The sequence below is a fragment of the Bacillus sp. C28GYM-DRY-1 genome (genome assembly GCF_030519405.1).
Classification (GTDB): Bacteria; Bacillota; Bacilli; order Bacillales; family Bacillaceae; genus Bacillus; species Bacillus spizizenii_A.
The window spans coordinates 282,063-302,190 of sequence record NZ_JAUMKF010000002.1 but is presented as its reverse complement, the minus strand read 5'-3'; the positions used below and the strand labels follow the sequence as shown (position 1 = coordinate 302,190).

Annotated in this window: 22 protein-coding genes and 2 pseudogenes; 14 read left to right on the top strand and 10 right to left on the bottom strand. The window is 43.3% G+C overall.

The genetic code is table 11. The annotated features are described in order from the left end of the window. Positions 1-140: 140 nt before the first annotated feature. Both Q3W56_RS03635 and Q3W56_RS03630 read right to left on the bottom strand, forming a co-directional pair. Positions 141-659 (bottom strand): DUF5362 family protein, encoded by a 519-nt coding sequence (locus Q3W56_RS03635; RefSeq protein ID WP_302894529.1) that lies wholly within the window; start codon positions 657-659, stop codon positions 141-143. Then, on the bottom strand, positions 656-1,147 hold the full coding sequence (locus Q3W56_RS03630; protein WP_302894552.1) for a GNAT family N-acetyltransferase: 492 nt from the start codon (positions 1,145-1,147) through the stop codon (positions 656-658). Before Q3W56_RS03630 ends, Q3W56_RS03635 begins: the two co-directional genes overlap by 4 nt. A 140-nt stretch (positions 1,148-1,287) precedes the next feature. Here Q3W56_RS03630 and spoIIQ point away from each other — a divergent pair, with 140 nt between their 5' ends. Then, positions 1,288-2,160, top strand: a complete 873-nt coding sequence (gene spoIIQ, locus Q3W56_RS03625) for a stage II sporulation protein SpoIIQ (RefSeq protein ID WP_302894528.1) — start codon at positions 1,288-1,290, stop codon at positions 2,158-2,160. A gap of 110 nt (positions 2,161-2,270) precedes the next feature. Next, complete coding sequence (locus Q3W56_RS03620) at positions 2,271-2,708, top strand: VanZ family protein (RefSeq protein ID WP_302894527.1); 438 nt, start codon at positions 2,271-2,273, stop codon at positions 2,706-2,708. A gap of 25 nt (positions 2,709-2,733) precedes the next feature. On the opposite strand, the gene bcrC is transcribed toward Q3W56_RS03620, so the two are convergent. From bcrC to amtB, 3 genes are all read right to left on the bottom strand, one after another. Beyond that, positions 2,734-3,315, bottom strand: a complete 582-nt coding sequence (gene bcrC, locus Q3W56_RS03615; RefSeq protein ID WP_302894526.1) for an undecaprenyl-diphosphate phosphatase BcrC — start codon at positions 3,313-3,315, stop codon at positions 2,734-2,736. A gap of 179 nt (positions 3,316-3,494) precedes the next feature. Beyond that, positions 3,495-3,845, bottom strand: a complete 351-nt coding sequence (locus Q3W56_RS03610) for a P-II family nitrogen regulator (protein WP_003221829.1) — start codon at positions 3,843-3,845, stop codon at positions 3,495-3,497. Between the two features lie 11 nt (positions 3,846-3,856). After that, positions 3,857-5,071 (bottom strand): ammonium transporter AmtB, encoded by a 1,215-nt coding sequence (gene amtB / locus Q3W56_RS03605; protein WP_302894525.1) that lies wholly within the window; start codon positions 5,069-5,071, stop codon positions 3,857-3,859. Positions 5,072-5,348: 277 nt separating this feature from the next. On the opposite strand from amtB, the gene Q3W56_RS03600 reads away from it, so the two are divergent. From Q3W56_RS03600 to Q3W56_RS03580, 5 genes and pseudogenes are all read left to right on the top strand, one after another. Then, entirely contained in the window at positions 5,349-5,798 is a 450-nt protein-coding gene (locus Q3W56_RS03600; protein WP_302894524.1) for a hypothetical protein, read from the top strand. 186 nt (positions 5,799-5,984) lie between these two features. Continuing rightward, a complete protein-coding gene (locus Q3W56_RS03595; RefSeq protein WP_302894523.1) occupies positions 5,985-6,551 on the top strand; it encodes a hydrolase in 567 nt (188 codons plus the stop codon). Beyond that, positions 6,551-7,909 (top strand): MFS transporter, encoded by a 1,359-nt coding sequence (locus tag Q3W56_RS03590; RefSeq protein WP_302894551.1) that lies wholly within the window; start codon positions 6,551-6,553, stop codon positions 7,907-7,909. The genes Q3W56_RS03595 and Q3W56_RS03590 overlap by 1 nt, the downstream gene beginning before the upstream one ends. A 180-nt stretch (positions 7,910-8,089) precedes the next feature. Further along, positions 8,090-9,562: an allantoin permease gene (pucI, locus tag Q3W56_RS03585; RefSeq protein WP_302894522.1), complete on the top strand. Its 1,473-nt coding sequence runs from the start codon at positions 8,090-8,092 to the stop codon at positions 9,560-9,562. A 48-nt stretch (positions 9,563-9,610) separates the two neighbouring features. Beyond that, positions 9,611-9,813, top strand: a pseudogene (locus Q3W56_RS03580) (hypothetical protein); the annotation flags it as partial. Between the two features lie 95 nt (positions 9,814-9,908). Here the strand turns inward: Q3W56_RS03580 and Q3W56_RS03575 are convergent. Both Q3W56_RS03575 and Q3W56_RS03570 read right to left on the bottom strand, forming a co-directional pair. After that, on the bottom strand, positions 9,909-11,099 hold the full coding sequence (locus Q3W56_RS03575) for an MFS transporter (protein ID WP_302894521.1): 1,191 nt from the start codon (positions 11,097-11,099) through the stop codon (positions 9,909-9,911). 21 nt (positions 11,100-11,120) lie between these two features. After that, positions 11,121-11,534, bottom strand: a complete 414-nt coding sequence (locus tag Q3W56_RS03570) for a MarR family winged helix-turn-helix transcriptional regulator (protein WP_302894520.1) — start codon at positions 11,532-11,534, stop codon at positions 11,121-11,123. Between the two features lie 224 nt (positions 11,535-11,758). On the opposite strand from Q3W56_RS03570, the gene Q3W56_RS03565 reads away from it, so the two are divergent. The 5 genes from Q3W56_RS03565 to flhP all read left to right on the top strand — a co-directional run bounded on the left by Q3W56_RS03565 (position 11,759) and on the right by flhP (position 15,157). After that, positions 11,759-11,869 (top strand): protein usd, encoded by a 111-nt coding sequence (locus Q3W56_RS03565; protein WP_010886628.1) that lies wholly within the window; start codon positions 11,759-11,761, stop codon positions 11,867-11,869. Positions 11,870-11,883: 14 nt separating this feature from the next. Next, on the top strand, positions 11,884-12,165 hold the full coding sequence (gene spoIIID / locus Q3W56_RS03560) for a sporulation transcriptional regulator SpoIIID (RefSeq protein ID WP_019715977.1): 282 nt from the start codon (positions 11,884-11,886) through the stop codon (positions 12,163-12,165). 176 nt (positions 12,166-12,341) lie between these two features. Then, positions 12,342-13,343 (top strand): cell shape-determining protein Mbl, encoded by a 1,002-nt coding sequence (gene mbl, locus Q3W56_RS03555; RefSeq protein ID WP_003227776.1) that lies wholly within the window; start codon positions 12,342-12,344, stop codon positions 13,341-13,343. A gap of 159 nt (positions 13,344-13,502) precedes the next feature. After that, entirely contained in the window at positions 13,503-14,315 is an 813-nt protein-coding gene (gene flhO, locus Q3W56_RS03550; protein ID WP_302894519.1) for a flagellar hook-basal body complex protein FlhO, read from the top strand. A 32-nt stretch (positions 14,316-14,347) separates the two neighbouring features. After that, the gene (gene flhP, locus Q3W56_RS03545) at positions 14,348-15,157 is read left to right on the top strand and encodes a flagellar hook-basal body complex protein FlhP (protein ID WP_302894518.1); all 810 of its coding nucleotides are present in this window, start codon (positions 14,348-14,350) and stop codon (positions 15,155-15,157) included. Positions 15,158-15,177: 20 nt separating this feature from the next. Here flhP and rapD read toward each other — a convergent pair whose 3' ends face one another. Beyond that, the gene (rapD, locus tag Q3W56_RS03540) at positions 15,178-16,242 is read right to left on the bottom strand and encodes an aspartate phosphatase RapD (RefSeq protein ID WP_302894517.1); all 1,065 of its coding nucleotides are present in this window, start codon (positions 16,240-16,242) and stop codon (positions 15,178-15,180) included. A gap of 191 nt (positions 16,243-16,433) precedes the next feature. Between rapD and fabZ the strand changes: the two genes are divergently transcribed. Further along, positions 16,434-16,859 (top strand): 3-hydroxyacyl-ACP dehydratase FabZ, encoded by a 426-nt coding sequence (fabZ, locus tag Q3W56_RS03535; RefSeq protein ID WP_302894516.1) that lies wholly within the window; start codon positions 16,434-16,436, stop codon positions 16,857-16,859. A 74-nt stretch (positions 16,860-16,933) separates the two neighbouring features. Next, entirely contained in the window at positions 16,934-17,329 is a 396-nt protein-coding gene (gene mscL / locus Q3W56_RS03530) for a large conductance mechanosensitive channel protein MscL (protein WP_029317133.1), read from the top strand. Between the two features lie 38 nt (positions 17,330-17,367). Here the strand turns inward: mscL and Q3W56_RS03525 are convergent, their stop codons facing one another. Beyond that, positions 17,368-18,333 (bottom strand): histidine kinase, encoded by a 966-nt coding sequence (locus Q3W56_RS03525; RefSeq protein ID WP_302894550.1) that lies wholly within the window; start codon positions 18,331-18,333, stop codon positions 17,368-17,370. Between the two features lie 225 nt (positions 18,334-18,558). Then, positions 18,559-19,239: pseudogene (locus Q3W56_RS21130) on the bottom strand (sensor histidine kinase); the annotation flags it as partial. Positions 19,240-20,128: the final 889 nt, after the last annotated feature.

The window sequence follows — 20,128 nt, the reverse complement described above, 5'->3', positions numbered from 1 at the left end:
TCTTTTATTGAATTATATGCTTTATAAAGGGCTCGATGCTTACGCCAGCATGCTTTGATTGATTACATATATAAAAGAAAAATAGGCAAATAAAAAGGCATGGTTCCGTCTTATATGGAACTCATGCCTCGTTCAATGGCTTATTCAAACACCGGATCATCCTCATAATAATAAGGATTCGGATCATCATACGTCTTGGTGTCCTCAAAAGCAGCAATTCCGATAACCACCAGCACGAAAATGACCAAAATGATCCCGATCAGGCCAATGACGATACTGGATGCTGCGTAAAACAGCTGCATTTTAATAAATGTCCCGTAATTCTCAAGCATGCTTTCGCCAGCGCTGCCGGCAAGGTTTCCTTCGGCTTCCGCGGCCGCTTTTGCTGAACGCATCAGAAAAACGCCCGAAATAATGAGCAGTACGCCCGGGATGGCGCCGATGACTGTCACTAAGGTAGACAGAGTAACCAGCGATCCCATAATGATCAGCAAAATGCCTGACACTTTGCCCCACTTGGCAATGTCTGATAGCGACTTGACAGCAGAGGGGCTCAGCTGGCGGCTCTCATTTTCTGCAGGTTCAATCTCCTGGTCAGCGGGGCTATTTTCTTCATTATGATTTTCAATCTCATTTTCATCTTTATCCAGACTAATCATGACAGCTCTCTCCCTAAAATTTTTAAATCGTATCTTCTGCCGTCCATTTCGGCAATGCCGGGGAATAGTCCCCATTCTGCAAACCCGTGCTTTTCAAACAGCTTCAGGCTTGGTTTATTATGTCCGAAAATGAAGGCCATAAGTGAGCGGATTCCAAGATCCGGCGCAATTCGGAGCGCTTCCTGAAGCAAATACGATCCAACGCCTTTGCCGCGGCATGCTTCGTCAATGTATATGCTGACCTCCGCTGTTTTATTATAGGCGGGCCTACCGTAAAAGGTTTCAAAGCTGATCCAGGCAGCGACGTTCCCGCTTTCGTCCTCGGCCACATAAAGCGGACGCGCCTCGGTATGCCCCAAAAACCACTCCATCCGGTCTTCAGGTGTTACCGGTTCAGTATCGGCTGTTACCATTCGAGAAGCAATCGTTGAATTATAAATCGCAACAACAGCCTCCAGATCTTTATGTTCAGCAAGACGCAATGTCATGTTCATATGTTTTTGGCACTCCTCTCAAAAAAATGACATATTTTCGTATCAGTCTGCACAAACTACATTTAAAAAAGTTTTTTTGGATAGGTGTATATATTTTCAGAAAAGTGTTCAGAATGTTGCTGAGGTGATAAACAATGAGAGAGGAAGAAAAGAAAACTTCTCAAGTCAAAAAACTTCAGCAGTTTTTTCGTAAACGCTGGGTGTTCCCTGCAATTTACTTAGTCAGTGCGGCCGTCATTTTAACAGCTGTCCTTTGGTATCAATCTGTATCAAATGATGAAGTGAAGGATCAGTTGGCTGATAACGGCGGAAACTCCGCGTATGACAACAACGACGATGCAGTTGAAGTAGGAAAGTCAATGGAAAATGTCGCAATGCCGGTTGTTGATTCTGAAAACGTTTCTGTTGTGAAAAAGTTCTATGAAACCGATGCCGCAAAAGAAGAAAAAGAAGCAGCACTCGTTACCTATAATAACACGTACAGCTTAAGCAAAGGAATTGACTTAGCTGAGAAAGACGGAAAAGATTTCGATGTTTCTGCTTCTCTGAGCGGTACGGTTGTTAAAGCTGAAAAAGATCCAGTGCTGGGATATGTTGTGGAAGTAGAACATGCCGACGGATTATCGACTGTGTACCAATCTCTTTCTGAAGTAAGTGTTGAGCAAGGTGACAAGGTAAAACAAAACCAAGTGATCGGAAAGTCTGGCAAGAACCTTTACAGCGAAGACAGCGGAAATCACGTGCATTTTGAAATCCGTAAAGATGGAGTCGCAATGAACCCGCTGAACTTTATGGACAAGCCGGTTTCTTCTATTGAAAAAGCAGCAGCTGCTGAAGAAAAAGCTGCCACTGAAGAAACAGAAGAATCTATTCAGCAATCTTCCGAGAAAAAGGATGGATCGACTGAAAAAGGAACAGAAGAAAAATCCGGTGAGAAAACGGATGATTCAACTGACAAATCTGGATCTAAAGAAAGCGGCACAACAGAAGACACTGAACAGTCTTAATGAAGAAAACGTCTATCCTTGTGATGGGCGTTTTTTCTGTTACTCTTTTCTTTGTTTCACCGTCTATGTAGTTATACATAGACACGTTCGCTATAAAGGAGGTTATTGTCATGAACCGTCTATTGCTCGCGGGCTGGATCCTTTTTATTCTGCTCTCTGTTTGTACGGAAAGCTTCAGCGGCATGATCGTATCGCGAACGGTGGCTTTTCATTTTCAGCCGTACCCTGATCTGTCTCCATTTCTAGACATAGATTTTACTGAGCTTACTGTACCTGTAGCGCTTATCCAAAAAATCGGGCACGTATTTTCCTTCTTTGTGCTGACATATTTGCTGTTGAAACAGTGGGGCAGCATAAAATCTTCTGCCGCCGGCTCTTTCGCGTTTGCTTTTTTCACAGAAGTTCTTCAGCTCTTCTTCAGCAGGAACGGCTGTATTCGGGACGTGCTCATCGATACTGTTGGAATTGTATTGTTTTGTGGTTTATATGTGTTGGCGAAGCGGAGAAAGCTTGAAATGTCCGAAAAATATGAAAGCCGGCTGTCTTAGAATCAGACGCCGGCTTTTGTTTTTTCTAGAAATTTTGATCAGTTTGTTTCTTCGTCAGTTTATTGATGATGGTTTCATAGATTCTCACAATCAAATCGACGAATGGGCGAAGCAGATCTGAAAATCTAAAGAATAGGAACCCGATAATGATGGAGACAACAAGGCTGCCCAATACATCTACCGGATAGTGATGCCCTACCCAAATTCTCGAAAAGCCTGTCAAAAGCCCGAAAATGACAAGCGGCCAGCCGATTTTGCGGTTTCTAAATAGCATCGCAATAGAAATCGCTAACGCACCTGTAGTGTGGTCACTCGGAAAGGAAGCATCCGCATCATGCGGAATCAGCGTATGCACGGTGTGCGCAACGAACGGGCGCGGTTCGAAATAAATGTGCGTAATCAAATAATTGATGACAATACCCGCAATTCCTGTAAGTCCCGCGTAAAGCACATTTTTTCTGCTTTGCGTGTTCCCGAACAGCCAAATGGCCAACAGGATAAGGGCGTAGGCGACAATCGCAAATTCTGTTATGAACACCATAATCGAATCGAGAACTGAATTGTGATGAGATAGTCCATGGATGGCTTTAAATATTTCGTAATTCAAATAATCACCTTTTACATTTTTACTAATAGACTTATTATACTCATAAAAAGTTTCAAATCAAAAAAGAGTTTGTTAAAATGCGTGACGCTTGAAGAGGATTCGAAGGGAGGACAGTGTTTATGGGGGTTTTTTCTATGCGAAAAAAAGAGATCCGGAATTCCGAATCTCTTCAATAACCATTACAGTGCTTCAGGTCCTTCCTCACCGGTGCGGATATTGATTGTATTGCTGATTTCATAGACAAATATTTTACCGTCACCCGGTGATCCCGTTTTCAGAACCCTTTTAGCGGTCTCAGTCACTTGGTCAACAGGGACCTTGCTGACCACAATTTCAATTTTCAAACGCTCATAAACATTGCTTTCTATTTTTACCCCTCTATAAAGCTCCGTGTGTGCTTTTTGAAGGCCGCAGCCGTGAACATTAGAGAAGGTCAGAGAGGTGACTCCGATTTTTCCGAGTTCCTGCTTCAGCTTTTCAAAATTTGCCGGACGCGTTACAATTTCTACCTTGAACATTTGACCGCTCATAGCGTCACTCCTCACATAGAATCTTGATATGCTTTTTCGCCGTGCATCGTTAAGTCAAGCCCAAGTGATTCTTCTTCCTCGGTTGCGCGAAGAGGAAGGAAGAGTCCTACAATTTTAATAATAACGAAAGTGACAATAAAGACAAAAACATAAGTGGCGGCAATGGCTACGATTTGTTTCCAGATTAAGCTGGCATCACCGTAGAATAATCCGTCCGCGCCTGCTGTGTTAACAGAGGTTGTCGCGAATAATCCTGTCGCGATCCCGCCCCATGTGCCGCCGATGCCATGCAGTCCAAAGGCGTCGAGCGCGTCATCGTATCCGAATTTCTTTTTAAGCGAAAATACACCCCAAAAACAAACCGCCCCGCCAATGATGCCGATAATTATGGAAGCGAAAGGTGTGACAAATCCGGCAGCCGGCGTAATTGCGACAAGTCCGGCGATTGCGCCAGATACCGCTCCAAGCATCGTTGGTTTTTTGTTAATGATCCACTCTACTAAGATCCAGCCGGCAATCCCGGCTGCTGCGGCAGTGTTTGTGTTGATAAAAGCGTACATGGCCACACCATCTAAGGTCAGAGCGCTGCCAACGTTAAAACCGAACCAGCCGAACCAAATTAAAACCCCTCCTAAGAAGGTGTAAATAAGGTTGTGCGGAGAAGACGCTGTGCCGTCTTTCCGTTTGCCGAGCACAATAGCGAGAACAAGGCCTGCCACCCCGGAGGAAATATGAACAACGTTGCCCCCTGCGAAATCGAGCGCGCCAAGCTGGCCGATCCAGCCGCCGCCCCATACCCAGTGCGCAACCGGTGTGTAAACCAAAGAAGCCCATAAAACAGAAAATAAAAGAAAAGCGCCGAATCGCATCCGTTCTGCGAAAGCCCCGGAAATAATGGCCGTAGTCAGTACAGCAAACGTCATTTGGAACATCATAAATAATGAGTGAGGAATGGTATCGCTGTAGTCTCCTGGATCAAATCCGACCCCTTTCAGGCCAGCCCACTCCAGTCCGCCAATGATTGAATTGCCTGGTGCGAAGGCAAGTGTATATCCGAACAGCACCCAAACGATGGAAACGATGGCGATAGAAGAGAAACTGTGCATTGCAGTGCTGAGCACATTTTTGCTTTTTACCATTCCTCCATAAAATAACGCTAACCCCGGGGTCATCAGCCACACGAGTAAAGCGCAAAAGAACATAAAAACTGTATCGCCCATTTGCATGTCTCATTCCTCCGTATCTTTCAGAAATATTATATTTCTTCATTATAGAGAAAAAAGAATGATAAAACATTTTCATGTTAGATTTCCTAACATGGTTTTTTAGGGAATGTTATCGAGGGATGTAAAGAATGGAAATGCCATTTTTTATGAAATGAGGCTTTGTATCTATAAAAGGAGCCTGTCCATATGAATAGAAAAGGGAATTGACAATTATTAGATTATCTCATACTGTATTAAGTGTATTAAATCAAATAGTACACGTGAGGAGAGGGTGCGTATGAATAAAGGTGGCAGGCTGAGGAGAGCGGTAAGTAAATCGATTCCAGCGACGTTCCGGTTGTTTTTAGCTTTTAATTTTTTCGTGTACGGCCTGGCGAGCCAGTTTGGCGAGGTGACCCCTGAAATCGAGGCGTCTGTTGGAAAGGGGTTTACAATTGCGTGGACATTTTTCGGTTATTCTCATGTTTACGAACTGTTTATAGGTTTCGGCGAAATCGTTGCCGCTGTTTTATTACTGATTCCGCGAACATCTGCATTAGGGGCAGTTGTTTTTATGCCGATTATTGTGAACATCGTCTTGATTAACTATTGTTTTGATATTGGCGTGCAGGATCTCAGCACGATATTAATGGTCATGTGTCTCATCCTGCTTTGGGTGGACCGCCGAAAATTCATGGGCATCTTCAGACAGGAGCCGGTAAACGGCGGGCAGGTGATGAAGCGATGACACCCCTTATGATTACAGTGCTTGCCGGACTGTTTGTATGCACGACCTGTTACTATTACATAAAAGAAAAATCATGAGAAAAGCGCCCCTTCTGTGTGTTTCACAAGCATTATAAAAGAACTTAGGCAGGGTGAAGAGTAAAATATGCAATAAGAGAAATACTAACAGCATCAGGAGGAGACGTATATGAACACACTCAATATTGATTTTCAAAAAACTGCATTGGTTATCATTGATTTACAAAAAGGAATTGTTCCGATAGATCAAAGCGGACAGGTTGTCCCAAATGCGAAAGAGCTTATCAATGAATTTCGGAAACATAACGGATTTATCAGCTTTGTGAATGTAGCTTTCCATGATGGAGCGGATGCGCTGAAGCCGCAAACCGATGAGCCTGCACAGGGAGGTTCGGGGGAAATGCCTGCGGACTGGGCTGAGTTCGTTCCGGAAATCGGTGTGCAGGATGGAGATTACACTGTGACAAAACGGCAGTGGGGCGCATTTTTCGGCACGGATTTAGATTTGCAGCTGAGACGCCGAGGCATTGACACGATTGTATTGTGTGGCATCGCGACGAACATAGGGGTGGAAAGCACAGCACGCGAGGCATTTCAGCTTGGTTATCAGCAGATTTTTATTACAGATGCCATGTCCACGTTCAGCGAAGAGGAGCATGAAGCCACACTGCGCTTTATTTTCCCGAGAATCGGTAGATCGCGGACAACGGAAGAATTTCTAGCACAAGTAAAATGATCATATCGAAAAAAAGCCGTGCTGTTTTTTTGACAGCGGTGGCTTCAGGGACGATGCTGAATCCGCTGAACTCGTCTATGATTTCTCTTGCGCTCCATAGTATCCAGCATGAATTTCATCTATCGTTCACAACGGTTTCGTGGCTGATTTCCTCGTTTTATCTTGCGAGTGCCGTGGCTCAGCCTGTAACGGGAAAGCTCGGCGATTTGATCGGGCGGAAACGCTTGTTTTTATTCGGTCTCATACTTGTTGCGGTTTCAGCCATCGGGGCGCCGTTTGCGCCAACGTTTATGACATTATTGATCATGCGGCTGTTTCAATCGGTAGGAAGCAGTGCGATTTATCCGTCAGGAGTCGGACTGATTCGGAGTCATATTCATGAGCGGCAGGCATCAGCCTTGGCTGTGCTCTCTATTTTTGCGTCTGCCATGACGGCGCTCGGGCCGACTGTCGGCGGTTTTTTGATTGTGTGGGGCGGCTGGCCGGCGATCTTTATCGTCAATTTGCCGTTTATTATCCTCAGCTTCTTATTAGGCATGTATATGTTCCCGAAAGATCAGAAAAAAGGGGCTGGAATCAAAACAATTATTCGGCAGCTCGACATTCTTGGAATTGTTTTATTTGCCGGAGGAATCATTTTGCTTCTATCTTTTCTGCTGTCATTCAGCACGTCGCCGCATGCGGTTGAAGGTGTGCTTGGCGTGCTTCTGCTCGGTGCATTTGTTTGGCGTGAGCTGAAAACGGAAAAGCCATTCATTGATATCCGTCTGTTTAAAACACAGCGAAATTTATCATCCGTGTATATTCAATTTATTTTACTGAATGTTTTCTTCTATTGTTTATTTTTTGGGCTGCCGAGTTATTTTCAGGATGAAATGCATCTTTCTGTTCAAACGAGCGGTCTGTTTATGCTGTTTATGTCTGGCATGAGCATCGTAGTGTCACCTATTACGGGCAAATGGATCGACCGATCAGGCGTCGTGAAGCCGATCTTTGCGGGAGCGCTGCTGATGACGGCTGGGGCTGTGCTCTTAACCATCTTTTTTATCAACGCTCAGGTGATCGGGAAAGGATTTATCCTGTCAATCCTGGGTATAGGCTACGGGCTTGGAAATGTCGCGCTCCAGGCAGCGATGCTGAAAACGAGCCCTGCCAACATGGTAGGAACGTCTTCAGGGCTGTTTCAAACCTGCCGTTACTTAGGTTCTATTTTGTCTTCGGTGATCCTTGGAATTCTTTTTGGGAAAGAAATCACGGCGGCCCATTTTGATATGATGGGAATCATTATGATCATTGCGGGCGGAGCAAGCCTGTTAATGGCTGTGAGATTTGCTGCATTAATGAAAACTGCATCATGAGAAAAGAGGCAGGCACTGAGTCTGTCTCTTTTTCTTGTTCAGGCTGTTCAAATAGAATCAGGAAAATTGTATATCATAGCCAATGTTATTGTCTGACTTTTTAGTTATATTAAGTGACATCGAATGTAAGAAAACTGAACATGTGATGAAAAACAGACATTATTGAAAGGGGAGCTGGCTATGAAATTAAAAGAGAGCCCGCATCAATCCAACAGACTGAGCAATGAAGATCTGCTGCCTTTGGGACAGGAGAAACGGACATGGAAAGCAATAAACTTTGCCTCCATTTGGATGGGATGTATACATAATATACCGACCTACGCGACGGTGGGCGGCTTAATTGCGATCGGCCTTTCGCCTTGGCAGGTGCTGGCCATTATTATTACGGCATCGCTTATCTTGTTTGGGGCCCTGGCTTTAAACGGCCATGCGGGGACAAAATACGGGCTGCCGTTTCCAGTGATCATCCGGGCTTCCTACGGAATATACGGCGCGAATATCCCCGCGCTTCTGAGGGCGTTTACAGCGATTATGTGGCTTGGCATTCAGACCTTTGCAGGAAGCACGGCGCTCAACATTTTGCTTTTGAATATGTGGCCGGGCTGGGGAGAAATCGGCGGCGAGTGGAACATTCTCGGCATTCACTTATCTGGTTTGCTATCTTTTGTATTCTTTTGGGCCATTCATTTACTTGTATTGCATCACGGCATGGAGTCGATTAAACGTTTTGAGGTATGGGCAGGGCCTTTAGTGTATCTGGTATTTGGCGGCATGGTATGGTGGGCAGTCGATATTGCCGGAGGACTGGGGCCGATCTACTCTCAGCCAGGAAAGTTTCATACATTTTCAGAAACATTCTGGCCATTTGCTGCCGGAGTTACTGGCATCATCGGCATCTGGGCAACATTGATCTTGAATATACCTGATTTCACACGGTTTGCTGAAACACAAAAAGAGCAAATCAAAGGGCAATTTTACGGTTTGCCGGGAACCTTCGCGCTGTTTGCGTTTGCCAGTATTACTGTGACCTCCGGTTCGCAGGTTGCTTTTGGCGAGCCGATTTGGGACGTTGTCGATATTTTGACGAAGTTTGATAACCCTTATGTCATCGTATTGTCCGTAATTACGCTCTGTATCGCCACGATCTCTGTAAATGTCGCGGCGAACATCGTATCGCCCGCTTATGATATAGCGAATGCCCTGCCGAAATATATTAATTTCAAACGCGGCAGTTTTATCACTGCATTGCTCGCTTTATTTACGGTTCCGTGGAAGTTGATGGAGAGTGCGACAAGCGTATATGCGTTTCTCGGCTTAATAGGCGGCATGCTTGGTCCGGTGGCAGGCGTGATGATGGCTGATTACTTTATCATTCGCAAACGTGAGCTCTCGGTTGATGACCTGTATTCTGAAACAGGGCGGTATGTATATTGCAAAGGCTACAATTACCGTGCGTTTGCAGCCACGATTTTGGGTGCGCTCATTTCGCTAATTGGTATGTATGTTCCTGCATTAAAGAGCTTATACGACATTTCCTGGTTTGTAGGTGTGCTGATTTCATTTCTTTTCTATATTGTTCTGATGCGTGTTCACCCGCCGGCATCATCGGCGACTGAAACGTTCGAGCCAGGGAAGGTTCGCCAGGCTGAATAAGAAGTTCCACAGTATATTTTACTTTTTAAAAATGGTTTTCTATAAAAGAACATTACCGCAAATGAAGGCAATACGGGTAATCATAACGTGTACCATAAGGAAGCGGATCAAGATGGGTGGAAAAGAATGAATAAAATTCATTTTCGTCCTATCGAAAAGCACCTCACAATTTATGCTGATCCAATGAATCGCTTGCATCCGATAATGTTACATTAGTTCCTGATTCACCTGCGCGGCGGGTCATTGAATAACATGTCAAAAGCGGCGTTCCATCCGTTCCACGGAGCAGGACGCCGCTTTGTATATGCAAAAAAAAGACTGCCGGCAAATCCCGGCAGCCTGAGCATTATTCTGCAATAGACACTTTTCCTTCAGCTTCAACAGGTTTTTTCTGGCTCCACGCGTAGAGAAGCAGAGCAATCAGAACGAACAGCCCCGCTGTTAAATAAATCGCAGAGAAGCCGGCAGATGCTACAAACAATCCGAATACATACGATCCTACAGCAATTCCGCTGTCAAAGAAGGTAAAGAACGTTGCCGTTGCAAAACCTGAGCGGTGTGCCGGAGATTTCTGGATCGCCAATGTTTGCATGCAAGGAACGATTGACCCGTATCCGAGACCGATAACCGCTCCTGAAAGCAGTAGCATCAAGCCGCTATGTGTAAAGGACAGCATGCAGAGTCCCACTGAGAAAATCAAGATTGATGGGTAAATGACAATGCCCGGTCCGACTTTGTCGAACAATTTCCCTGTGAACGGGCGTGCAATCATCATTGTCACCGCGAAGCAAACAAAGAAATATCCGCTGATATTCGAAAGATCAACTGATTTGGCAAATACAGACAGATACGCTGTGACAGTTGAATAGCAGAAAGAAATAAATAATCCGACCGTCGCAATCTTAAGTGCGCCTTTTTCAAACATATCCGAGAATGAAAAACGGAATACAGTCGTGCCGCTGTCTTGGTTTTGGGGCACCTTTATCAAGAACGAAACAAGTAAGCCTGCAACCATAAACAGCGCAAAGGCTGTAAAGAATACAGAGAAGTTTACGACCTTCATCAAATTCAGTCCAAGGAAAGGCCCGATTGCCATGGCGAGGTTCATAGACATAGCAAAGTATCCAAGCCCTTCACCGCGGCGTTTAGCCGGAATGATGTCCGCTGCGATTGCACCTGTAACAGTCGTTAAAATGCTGAACCAGATCCCTTGGAAGAACCGCAAGCCAAGCAGCAGGTAAAAGTCATGAATCGGCATATACAGAAAAGAAGAAAGGGCGAATAACGCCATTGAGACAATCGCCATTCTTTTCTTCCCGAAACGCTCAACGATGGCTCCGGAAAAAGGCCGTGTAATGATCGCTGACAGAAGGAACAGGCTGATTAACAGCCCGCCTTGTGATTCTGTGCCGCCAAGCTCTTGAAGCGTATAGATCGGCAGTACAGTTAAAAATGTATAAAAGAACACAAACACAAATAAATTGACGAGCAGGACCATAATAAAATCCTTGGTCCATATGGCATCCGTTTGTTTCAAATGTATGTCACTTCCTTATTTTCATTGTTGTAAGAACATGCGGAATAAATGAGAAAAAGTTTCCTTATCTTCATCACGGAAATCCGCAAGCAGTTCTTCCTCAAATTTCAGCATTTTCATATTGATTTCTTCGTATTTTTTCTCGGCTTCTTTTGTGAGGACAACCAGTTTTTCCCGTTTGTCTTCACCTTGCCGTCTCTGTACCCAGCCGTTTTCTTCCAGGCGTTTGATCGTCCGTGTCACAGTCGGCGCTTCCACATTTAAATAGGACCAAATCTCTTTTTGAGTCATTGGTCCGATCGTACGCAAACAATATAAAACTGACCATTGAGATGAATAAAGGCCGAATGGCTCCAGCTGTTCATTGGCTTTCTTGGCAATCAGGCGGGCGCTTTGGTTGATTTGATGAATGAGGTGTCTGTTGACGTAGGTCATTTCGGTCTCCTTCTAAAAAACTTACCTAAGTAACTAATTGCTATCTTATTGTACAGGAGCGCTGGATGGATGTAAAGCTAAAAATTTAGCGACACGAAATAAATTTACTGAAGTTGAAAAAGTTTGTTTCACCCCTTGTCCTTATTGAGTTTTTAGCATATTCCCAAAAGAAAGCTAATACACTGTTACAAACCTAACAAAGAGAGTGTTTGAGGTGAGGGATCGTGGGCATATTTCACAAACTTACTTTTAAAACCATACAACGAAGAAGCGGCATAATGAACGACTCTTTACAGAATACGGATCTCATTTCACACTTCTCACATCCATTTTAGGGAGGTCGAGTGGTGTGCACGATTACATCAAAGAGCGAACAATCAAGATAGGGAAGTACATCGTGGAGACAAAGAAAACCGTTCGTGTGATAGCGAAGGAATTTGGTGTTTCCAAAAGTACAGTACACAAGGATTTAACAGAGCGTCTGCCTGAAATAAATCCTGATTTGGCAAACGAAGTGAAAGAAATACTCGATTATCATAAATCCATTAGGCATTTAAGAGGAGGAGAAGCGACAAAACTCAAATATAAAAAAGATGATATTCTCGAAGGAGAGCCTGTTCAGCAATCGTAATTCAACCATTTATTAGTTGGCATTGTCTTCTTGAAATCGTTCATAAAACATCCGCGAAAAATGTAAAGAACTTAATGCGCTTCCAACTTTTTTTCTATATTTTATGATAATATATATAATTAGGGCACAATGTGGATATTTACTGTGAAACAGATTTTCAAGGAGGATATAAATAGATGTTTGCAAGGGATATTGGTATTGACCTCGGTACTGCAAATGTACTGATCCATGTTAAAGGTAAAGGAATTGTTCTGAATGAACCTTCCGTAGTTGCACTTGATAAAAACAGCGGCAAAGTGCTGGCGGTTGGCGAAGAGGCAAGACGAATGGTTGGACGTACACCTGGGAATATTGTTGCGATCCGCCCGCTGAAAGACGGAGTTATTGCTGACTTTGAAGTAACAGAAGCAATGCTGAAGCATTTTATTAACAAGCTGAATGTAAAAGGCTTGTTCTCAAAACCGCGCATGCTCATTTGCTGCCCGACGAATATCACATCCGTTGAGCAAAAAGCGATCAAAGAAGCCGCAGAAAAAAGCGGCGGTAAACATGTGTACCTTGAAGAAGAACCTAAAGTTGCCGCTATCGGCGCGGGTATGGAAATATTCCAGCCAAGCGGTAACATGGTTGTAGACATCGGAGGCGGGACGACGGATATCGCGGTTATTTCAATGGGCGATATTGTCACCTCCTCTTCTATTAAAATGGCTGGGGACAAGTTTGACATGGAAATCTTAAATTACATTAAACGCGAGTACAAGCTGCTGATCGGCGAACGTACTGCAGAAGATATTAAGATTAAAGTTGCAACGGTTTTCCCAGACGCACGTCACGAGGAAATTTCCATTCGCGGACGGGACATGGTTTCCGGTCTTCCAAGAACGATTACAGTAAACAGTAAAGAAGTTGAAGAAGCCCTTCGTGAATCTGTAGCTGTTATTGTGCAGGCTGCGAAACAAGTGCTAGAAAGAACACCACCTGAACTTTCCGCTGATATTATTGACCGCGGCGTAATAATTACGGGCGGAGGCGCGCTCTTAAACGGCCTTGACCAGCTGCTTGCTGAAGAGCTGAAGGTACCGGTGCTCGTTGCTGAAAATCCTATGGATTGCGTAGCCATCGGCACAGGTGTCATGCTAGATAATATGGACAAGCTTCCTAAACGCAAACTAAGCTGATTTCACAAACCTCATTCTGAAAAAAGAATGGGGTTTTTTATTAAAAAGCTTCACGAATGAACGATAAATGCCGATAATAGGATAAAATACTGATTTTTATTATAGAACGAATGTTCCTGTATGACAACTGGAAAAAATGCCATTTTAGAGGTGGGAAATTTGTTAAAAGGATTATATACAGCAACATCCGCAATGATTGCCCAGCAGCGAAGAACGGAAATGCTTTCAAATAACATTGCAAACGCAAATACATCTGGATATAAAGCAGATCAAGGGTCAATGCGCGCGTTCCCTGAGATGCTGCTCAGCAGAATAGAATCAAAATCTCCGGCTGGAACATCAAGGACGGAAATCGGTTCCGTGAATACCGGTGTGTATATGCAGGAGCTTAAGCCTCTTTTCACAAAGGGGAGCTTGAAGTCCACAGATCAGCCTACAGACATCACATTGGTCGAAAAACAAGTTCCGGTTAATACAGAAACCAATGAAAACGCGGCTCTTTTTTATCCGGTTCAAACAGCGGACGGAATCCGTTATTCAAAAAGCAGCACTTTTTCACTAAATGAGAATAATCAGCTGACGATCAACGGGCGTCCTATTTTATCGACGGATGGCCAGTCAATTATTGTTGATAATGAGAACTTCACTGTGTCTGAAAACGGTACTGTGACAACGAACGGACGGACAGCCGGCCAGATTGATGTCAGAATGGCGGAGGATGTCCGCAATCTGAAACGGGATGGTAACGATCTGTACAGCACGGCGGACGGCAATGATCTGCCAAGCGCAGCCGGCAATAACCAGGTATCCTATTCATTAAAACAAGGCGTCTCTGAGCTTTCGAACGTAGATGTGACAAGCGCCTATACAGAAATGACTGAAGCGTACAGATCGTTTGAGGCCAATCAGAAGGTTATTCAGGCTTACGATAAAAGTATGGATAAAGCAGCCAATGAAATTGGAAAAATCTAAGATAACGGAAGAAAAAACGGGGGACATCAACTATGCTCAGGTCAATGCTAACGGCATCAACCACCTTAAACCAGCTGCAGCAGCAGATTGACACAATCAGCAGCAACCTTTCAAACAGCAACACAACCGGCTATAAGGCAAAAGATACGAATTTTTCTGAGCTAGTCAGACAGCAATTCGATCAAGTTGATGAAAAAAATGAGGAAGTGGCAAAAGCCCGAAAAACGCCGTCCGGCTTGCGCCTTGGCGTCGGAGCGATGATGAATTCACGCCTTGTATCTGATCAAGGAAGCATTCAGAAGACGGATCGCGATCTGGATATCGCGTTTACGTCTCCATACCAATATCTTCAGGTTAACGTGAATGGAAACCGCCAGTACACGAGGGACGGAGCGCTGTATGTAACGCCTTCAGCTGCAAATGCCAACCAGCTTCAGCTCGTTACTGGAAATGGGAATCCGGTGCTTGATGAATACGGCAATACAGTGAACATCGACAGCTCAATGAAAAATATCACCATCGATAAACACGGAACGTTAACCGCATCTGACGGAAACGCGGTCCAGCGGTTTAATCTCGGAGTTATCCAAGTGAATAACCCTCAAGAGCTGAAATCGGAAGGAAATAACCTGTTCTCTATTGATAATGCGGCAGCATTTGACGAGCTGAATGGCGCTAATAGACAAAACATCGGCATAGAGCAGGGCTCGCTTGAGATGTCCAATGTTGATATGTCAGAACAAATGACAGATTTGATCACGTCCCAGCGTTCATATCAGCTGAACAGCAGAACGATTACAATGGGAGATCAAATGCTCGGTTTAATCAATTCAGTCAGATAATAAGAAGTGGGCGTTTTCAATCAGCCGCGCATGATAAAAAAAGCGGCTTTTTTGAAATCGTCCTTTTTTTTGTAGTATTCCGTAATGTCTTCTAACAGCACCTCTAAATCCACCCACGCTTCAATTTTTTCTAATTCAAGCACATATTCGAGCAGCTGATCATAGGGGTCTTCAACTGATGTGTAGAGCGCTTCGAGCGTTTTTAATTTTAGATAGATGGTTTGAATGTCTACCTTTTCAGATAATTCTAACCCTTTTTGCAGGACGGCTTTCGCTTCTGAGACCTTTCCTGTTTTAAAAAGCGCTCTGACAGATTCGTACACACAGTGCAGATACGATACTGGAGAATTCGTTTCAAATTCTTGATTCCTTAATACTTTTTTAAAGTAAAGAAGCGCTTCCTGGTCTTTTTTTTCGGCTGCTTTTAAAAAGCCAAGGTTATAATAAGCGTGGCATAGCAGGTTTTCGTCATGTAATTGCTGGGTTCTCCTAATGATTTCTTTAAAAAGATGTTCAGCTTTTTCATAGCGTTCTTGGTCAATATAATTAACGGCGAGCAAAAGCTTACAGGTGATCACCTTTTTGATATAGCCGAATTGGTGTAAATAGATCTGTAATGCTTTTTTGACGTATTGGATGGAAAGCGGCGGTGATTTCATCAAGTAATAGGCGCCAGCGGTTTGATAATATAATTCAGCGGCTTCAAACGTGTTTTGAATGGCGCCCAGGTACTGTTCAGCTTTTTTAAAATGATTCACTGCAAGTTTCGGAGCTGTTTTTACCATTTCATTTAATCCTGAGAAAAAATACAGATAATATTTCAATTCATCATCCATTTTATCTTCCAGGCCGTACAGTTCATCGAATAATGAATCAAGTCCGTTCTGGTTCTCAAAAAGCAGCTGATGGCGGGCTTGAAACAATTGATAACGCAACCAAAGTTTTGTGTTCTTTTTGATCTTCGGATGGTGCTGGTCAATTTTCTCTTTCAGTGTGCAAACGTGATTCATTTTGCGTTTGCTCATTGCGGAATACCACTCATCTAACATGTTTTGCATCCTTTTTTCAATAAACTTCGAAATCATGTTCCTACCTCTTTGCTATTGGTAAAATTTATAATTATCATATCATAACTTTTGACGGCTCTCATTGACAGTAGGTTACATTTTAGCGCGGTTGAAAAAGAGATTAATTCATAATATACTTTTTAAATGTACAGATTGGATCTTTAATGATTGCTATACATACTAATGCAGATGAAGGAGATGTCAAGAGAATGCTTGATACTCAGCAGATTAAAGAAATTATTCCTCACCGTTATCCGTTATTGCTTGTAGACCGGATTACGGAGGTTGAAGAGGGTAAACGGGCAAAAGGCTATAAAAATGTAACCGCAAATGAAGAGTTTTTTAACGGACATTTTCCTCAATATCCGGTCATGCCCGGCGTATTAATCGTAGAAGCGCTTGCTCAAGTCGGAGCTGTTGCGATGCTGATTAAAGAAGAAAACCGCGGCAGACTGGCGTTCTTTGCGGGTATTGATAATTGCCGGTTTAAAAAACAAGTCAAGCCTGGTGATCAGCTTCATCTTGAGGTTGAAATCATTCGTGCGCGCGGCACAATCGGGCGCGGAAAAGGCGTTGCCACAGTTGATGGCGAAGTCGTTTGTGAAGTCGAACTGACTTTTGCTCTCGGAGAATAAATGAAAAAAGGCAGATGGGCAGCAGCACATTTGTCTTTTTTTTTCTTTCAAAACATGAGAAAGCAGGTGATTGAATGTGGAATGAATTTAAGGCTTTTGCCATGCGCGGGAACATCGTTGACCTCGCAATTGGTGTGGTAATAGGCGGCGCGTTCGGGAAGATCGTCACATCTCTAGTCAACGATATCATCATGCCTTTGGTGGGCTTGCTGTTAGGAGGGCTTGATTTTTCAGGTTTATCGTTTACGTTTGGAGATGCTGTGGTGAAGTACGGCAGCTTTATACAGACAATTGTGAACTTCTTAATCATATCGTTTTCCATATTTATTGTGATTCGGGCTTTGAATGGGTTGAGACGCAAAAAAGAAGCAGAAGAAGAAGAGGAGGCGGAGGAAGCGTTGGATGCGCAAGAGGAGCTGCTGAAGGAAATCAGAGATCTGCTGAAACTGCAAACAAAGTCGCCGGAATAAGAAGACTGCCGTTTCAAAACGGCAGTCATTTTTTATTTTCAATTCCTTTCATGTAATGCCGTGGGACTTTCCATTGTTTCAGCGAGATGGATGAGCATTGAAACAGAGGTTCCGGCTTCCGAAGTGCTGCTGATCTTCAATTCGCTTCCGCAAAAATGTTTCAGCCGCTGGTTAATATTTTTCAAACCGACGCTGCGATCGAAATCCGCAGATAAGAGATCTTCTTGTTTTTCAGGAGCTATGCCGGCACCGTTATCTTCTACTTTGATGTAATACTCATTCTCGCTTTGTTTTTTAGCTGTCAGCCTGACCCATCCTCCGCCTCTTTTCTTGCTGACACCGTGAAGAACGGCATTTTCCACCAAAGGCTGAATCATTAAAGGAGGAAGGATAAAGTCAATATCTTCATCTATATCAAAAAGGATGTCCAGCCGATTGCCGAAGCGTGTCTTTTCTATGGAAAGATAGGAACTGATAATAGAAAGCTCATGTTTGAATGAACTGATGGCAGATGTATTTTGGAAATCAAAACTCATTCTTAAATAATTGGTAAATTCCTCTGTTACGTCACGCGCTTTTTCAATATCCAAATGGCTGAGAGAAATGATCGTATTTAATACATTGTAAAGAAAATGAGGCTTGATTTGAGATTGTAAAAATGCCATTTCCATTCTAGTGGCTTGATTTGCTGTATGTTTCATCATAATCAGGTTTTTGATACGCGCCATAAATTCAGAGTAATGATAAGGCTTTTGCAAGATGTCATTCGCTCCGGCAAGGAAAGCCTTGTATTTGTCATGGCCAATAATGGCTGCTGTAATCATTAGAACTGGGAGATCAACCAAGCTGAATCGATCACGAATTTTCGTGCAAACTTCGAAACCAGACATATCCGGCATCATCAAGTCTAAAATAACCAAATCAAGCTTCGTACAAGAGATGACTTCTAATGCTTCCTTACCGTTTTTTGCTGCAATTACATTGTAGGGCACACCTTCAAGCATATCGCTTAAAATTTTCAAACTGTCAAGGTTATCATCGACAATCAGAATGGTTGGAGCGTCAATTTTCTCAGAGTAATAAGGCGTGCTCAAAGAGATATCTGACATCTGAATCCCGGGTTGTAAATCAGGATGACCCTTCTTTGTCTCAGGCACAGATTCATTTTGAGCAATTGGCAATGTGAAATGGAATGCCGAACCTTTTCCCACTTCCGATTCAACCCAAATTTCTCCTCTTTGGAGCTCAACCAGCTGTTTGACAATGCTTAGGCCAAGACCGGCTCCGTCGTCTTTATTCGTTTCGGCTTGCTGAAAAGACTCGAAGATGGTTTGGAGATCGGCCTCGGAAATGCCGCTTCCGGTATCCGTTACTGTCACCTTAATCATGTTATCGTTCAATCTTGTAGCAGAAAGTGTGATTTGGCCCTCCGCTGTATACTTAATTGCATTGTCTACTAGATTGGTAACAATTTGCCGAAAACGGTTTTCATCTGCGAGTACCAAAGGAAGGCCGGGTGGAATATGATTTATAATATTCAAGTTTTTATGTCTGGACAAGAGATTGTAGAAATTCATTTCCGAACAGATTAAAGTGTAAATATCAACAGGAACCTGGTGTATCTCAAGCATGCCCTGTTTTATTTTTTCTAAATCCAAGATGTCATTCACCAGATTGGACAGCCTATAGCCCATGCGGATGACAAGCTGCATATTTTCTTTCTCTTCTTCTATCGTTCTTTTTCCTTTGCCGGCCAGCAGCGTCTGGCATATATTAATAATGCTGTTCAGCGGCGTTTTGAATTCATGCGATGTTTTGGCAATAAACTCATCCTTTAGCCGGTCAATTCTGAGCAATTTCCATGACAGCACTTCATTTTCGCGGAAAGCGCCGGCGAATTGCTGTGCCATCAGTAGAACGATCGCCAACAAAGCGATAACTGTTGGCAATGAGTAAATCGAATTAAATGAAAAGGCCGACTTCCCACTATAAGCTGAAATGGTCGTTAAAATAACAAAAGCACTCATTGATATAGAAGCGATGGTAAGATACAGGCTTCCTTCCATTTTGCGAATCGCTGCAATTGTAAAAATATATGTAATATAAACAAGGGTCGAAACGGCTAGCACAGAATGTAATATGTATGAGGCATGGCCAATAAAACCCTTGGTTAAAAAATCTGTGATCAAGACCAGCCCGGAAGAAACAGTGGCTATGAGAATAAAACGTTTTGACACAATCTCCCGGTAAGCGAAATAGAGATAAAGAAAAACCGCAATGCTGACAAACACTGTAGAGATTGCCCTCATTGAACTTAGCAATGAAAATGAAATGGACGGATAGAGGAGAAATATAATCCGCTCTTTTCCGATCATCAGTATAATGAACGAAAACAGAAGACACATAACAGAAAAAAACAACAAATGCTTATCCTTTTTTCTTTGCAGGAAAAAGCCCAGAAAATATAATCCCGTAATGAAAAATGCCGTAATCATGACCGTATCATTAAGAAAGGAAATTTTGTTTTCCCGCAATATTTGATCCTGAGTTCCAAAGGTAATCGGCTTTGCGATACCCCACCCCGGCGTTTTTTCAAAGTTCGAAAATTGTACGACAAGTTCATTATCACCCTTGTGAAGCGTAAAAAAGCTCGTATACGGTCTATTTTGCGCTGTGAAATCAGGTTTATTTGTAGGGCTGCCGCTTTGTCCTATGAATTGTCCGTTAAAATAAATGCGATTTGCGCTGTAAATAAAAGACGTGCTGATCCCGAAAACCTGATTGTCTTGGTTTGATCTG

Excerpts from the sequence above, each read along its gene's own strand:
- Q3W56_RS03630 (WP_302894552.1), bottom strand. The coding sequence starts at position 1,147 with ATGACATTGCGTCTTGCTGAACATAAAGATCTGGAGGCTGTTGTTGCG.
- Q3W56_RS03600 (WP_302894524.1), top strand. The coding sequence starts at position 5,349 with ATGAATAAAGGTGGCAGGCTGAGGAGAGCGGTAAGTAAATCGATTCCA.
- Q3W56_RS03620 (WP_302894527.1), top strand. The coding sequence starts at position 2,271 with ATGAACCGTCTATTGCTCGCGGGCTGGATCCTTTTTATTCTGCTCTCT.
- mscL (WP_029317133.1), top strand. The coding sequence starts at position 16,934 with ATGTGGAATGAATTTAAGGCTTTTGCCATGCGCGGGAACATCGTTGAC.
- Q3W56_RS03635 (WP_302894529.1), bottom strand. The coding sequence starts at position 659 with ATGATTAGTCTGGATAAAGATGAAAATGAGATTGAAAATCATAATGAA.
- amtB (WP_302894525.1), bottom strand. The coding sequence starts at position 5,071 with ATGCAAATGGGCGATACAGTTTTTATGTTCTTTTGCGCTTTACTCGTG.
- Q3W56_RS03595 (WP_302894523.1), top strand. The coding sequence starts at position 5,985 with ATGAACACACTCAATATTGATTTTCAAAAAACTGCATTGGTTATCATT.
- rapD (WP_302894517.1), bottom strand. The coding sequence starts at position 16,242 with ATGATTTCGAAGTTTATTGAAAAAAGGATGCAAAACATGTTAGATGAG.
- Q3W56_RS03570 (WP_302894520.1), bottom strand. The coding sequence starts at position 11,534 with ATGACCTACGTCAACAGACACCTCATTCATCAAATCAACCAAAGCGCC.
- flhP (WP_302894518.1), top strand. The coding sequence starts at position 14,348 with ATGCTCAGGTCAATGCTAACGGCATCAACCACCTTAAACCAGCTGCAG.
- Q3W56_RS03610 (WP_003221829.1), bottom strand. The coding sequence starts at position 3,845 with ATGAGCGGTCAAATGTTCAAGGTAGAAATTGTAACGCGTCCGGCAAAT.
- pucI (WP_302894522.1), top strand. The coding sequence starts at position 8,090 with ATGAAATTAAAAGAGAGCCCGCATCAATCCAACAGACTGAGCAATGAA.
- mbl (WP_003227776.1), top strand. The coding sequence starts at position 12,342 with ATGTTTGCAAGGGATATTGGTATTGACCTCGGTACTGCAAATGTACTG.
- fabZ (WP_302894516.1), top strand. The coding sequence starts at position 16,434 with ATGCTTGATACTCAGCAGATTAAAGAAATTATTCCTCACCGTTATCCG.
- spoIIQ (WP_302894528.1), top strand. The coding sequence starts at position 1,288 with ATGAGAGAGGAAGAAAAGAAAACTTCTCAAGTCAAAAAACTTCAGCAG.
- Q3W56_RS03525 (WP_302894550.1), bottom strand. The coding sequence starts at position 18,333 with ATGCTTGAAGGTGTGCCCTACAATGTAATTGCAGCAAAAAACGGTAAG.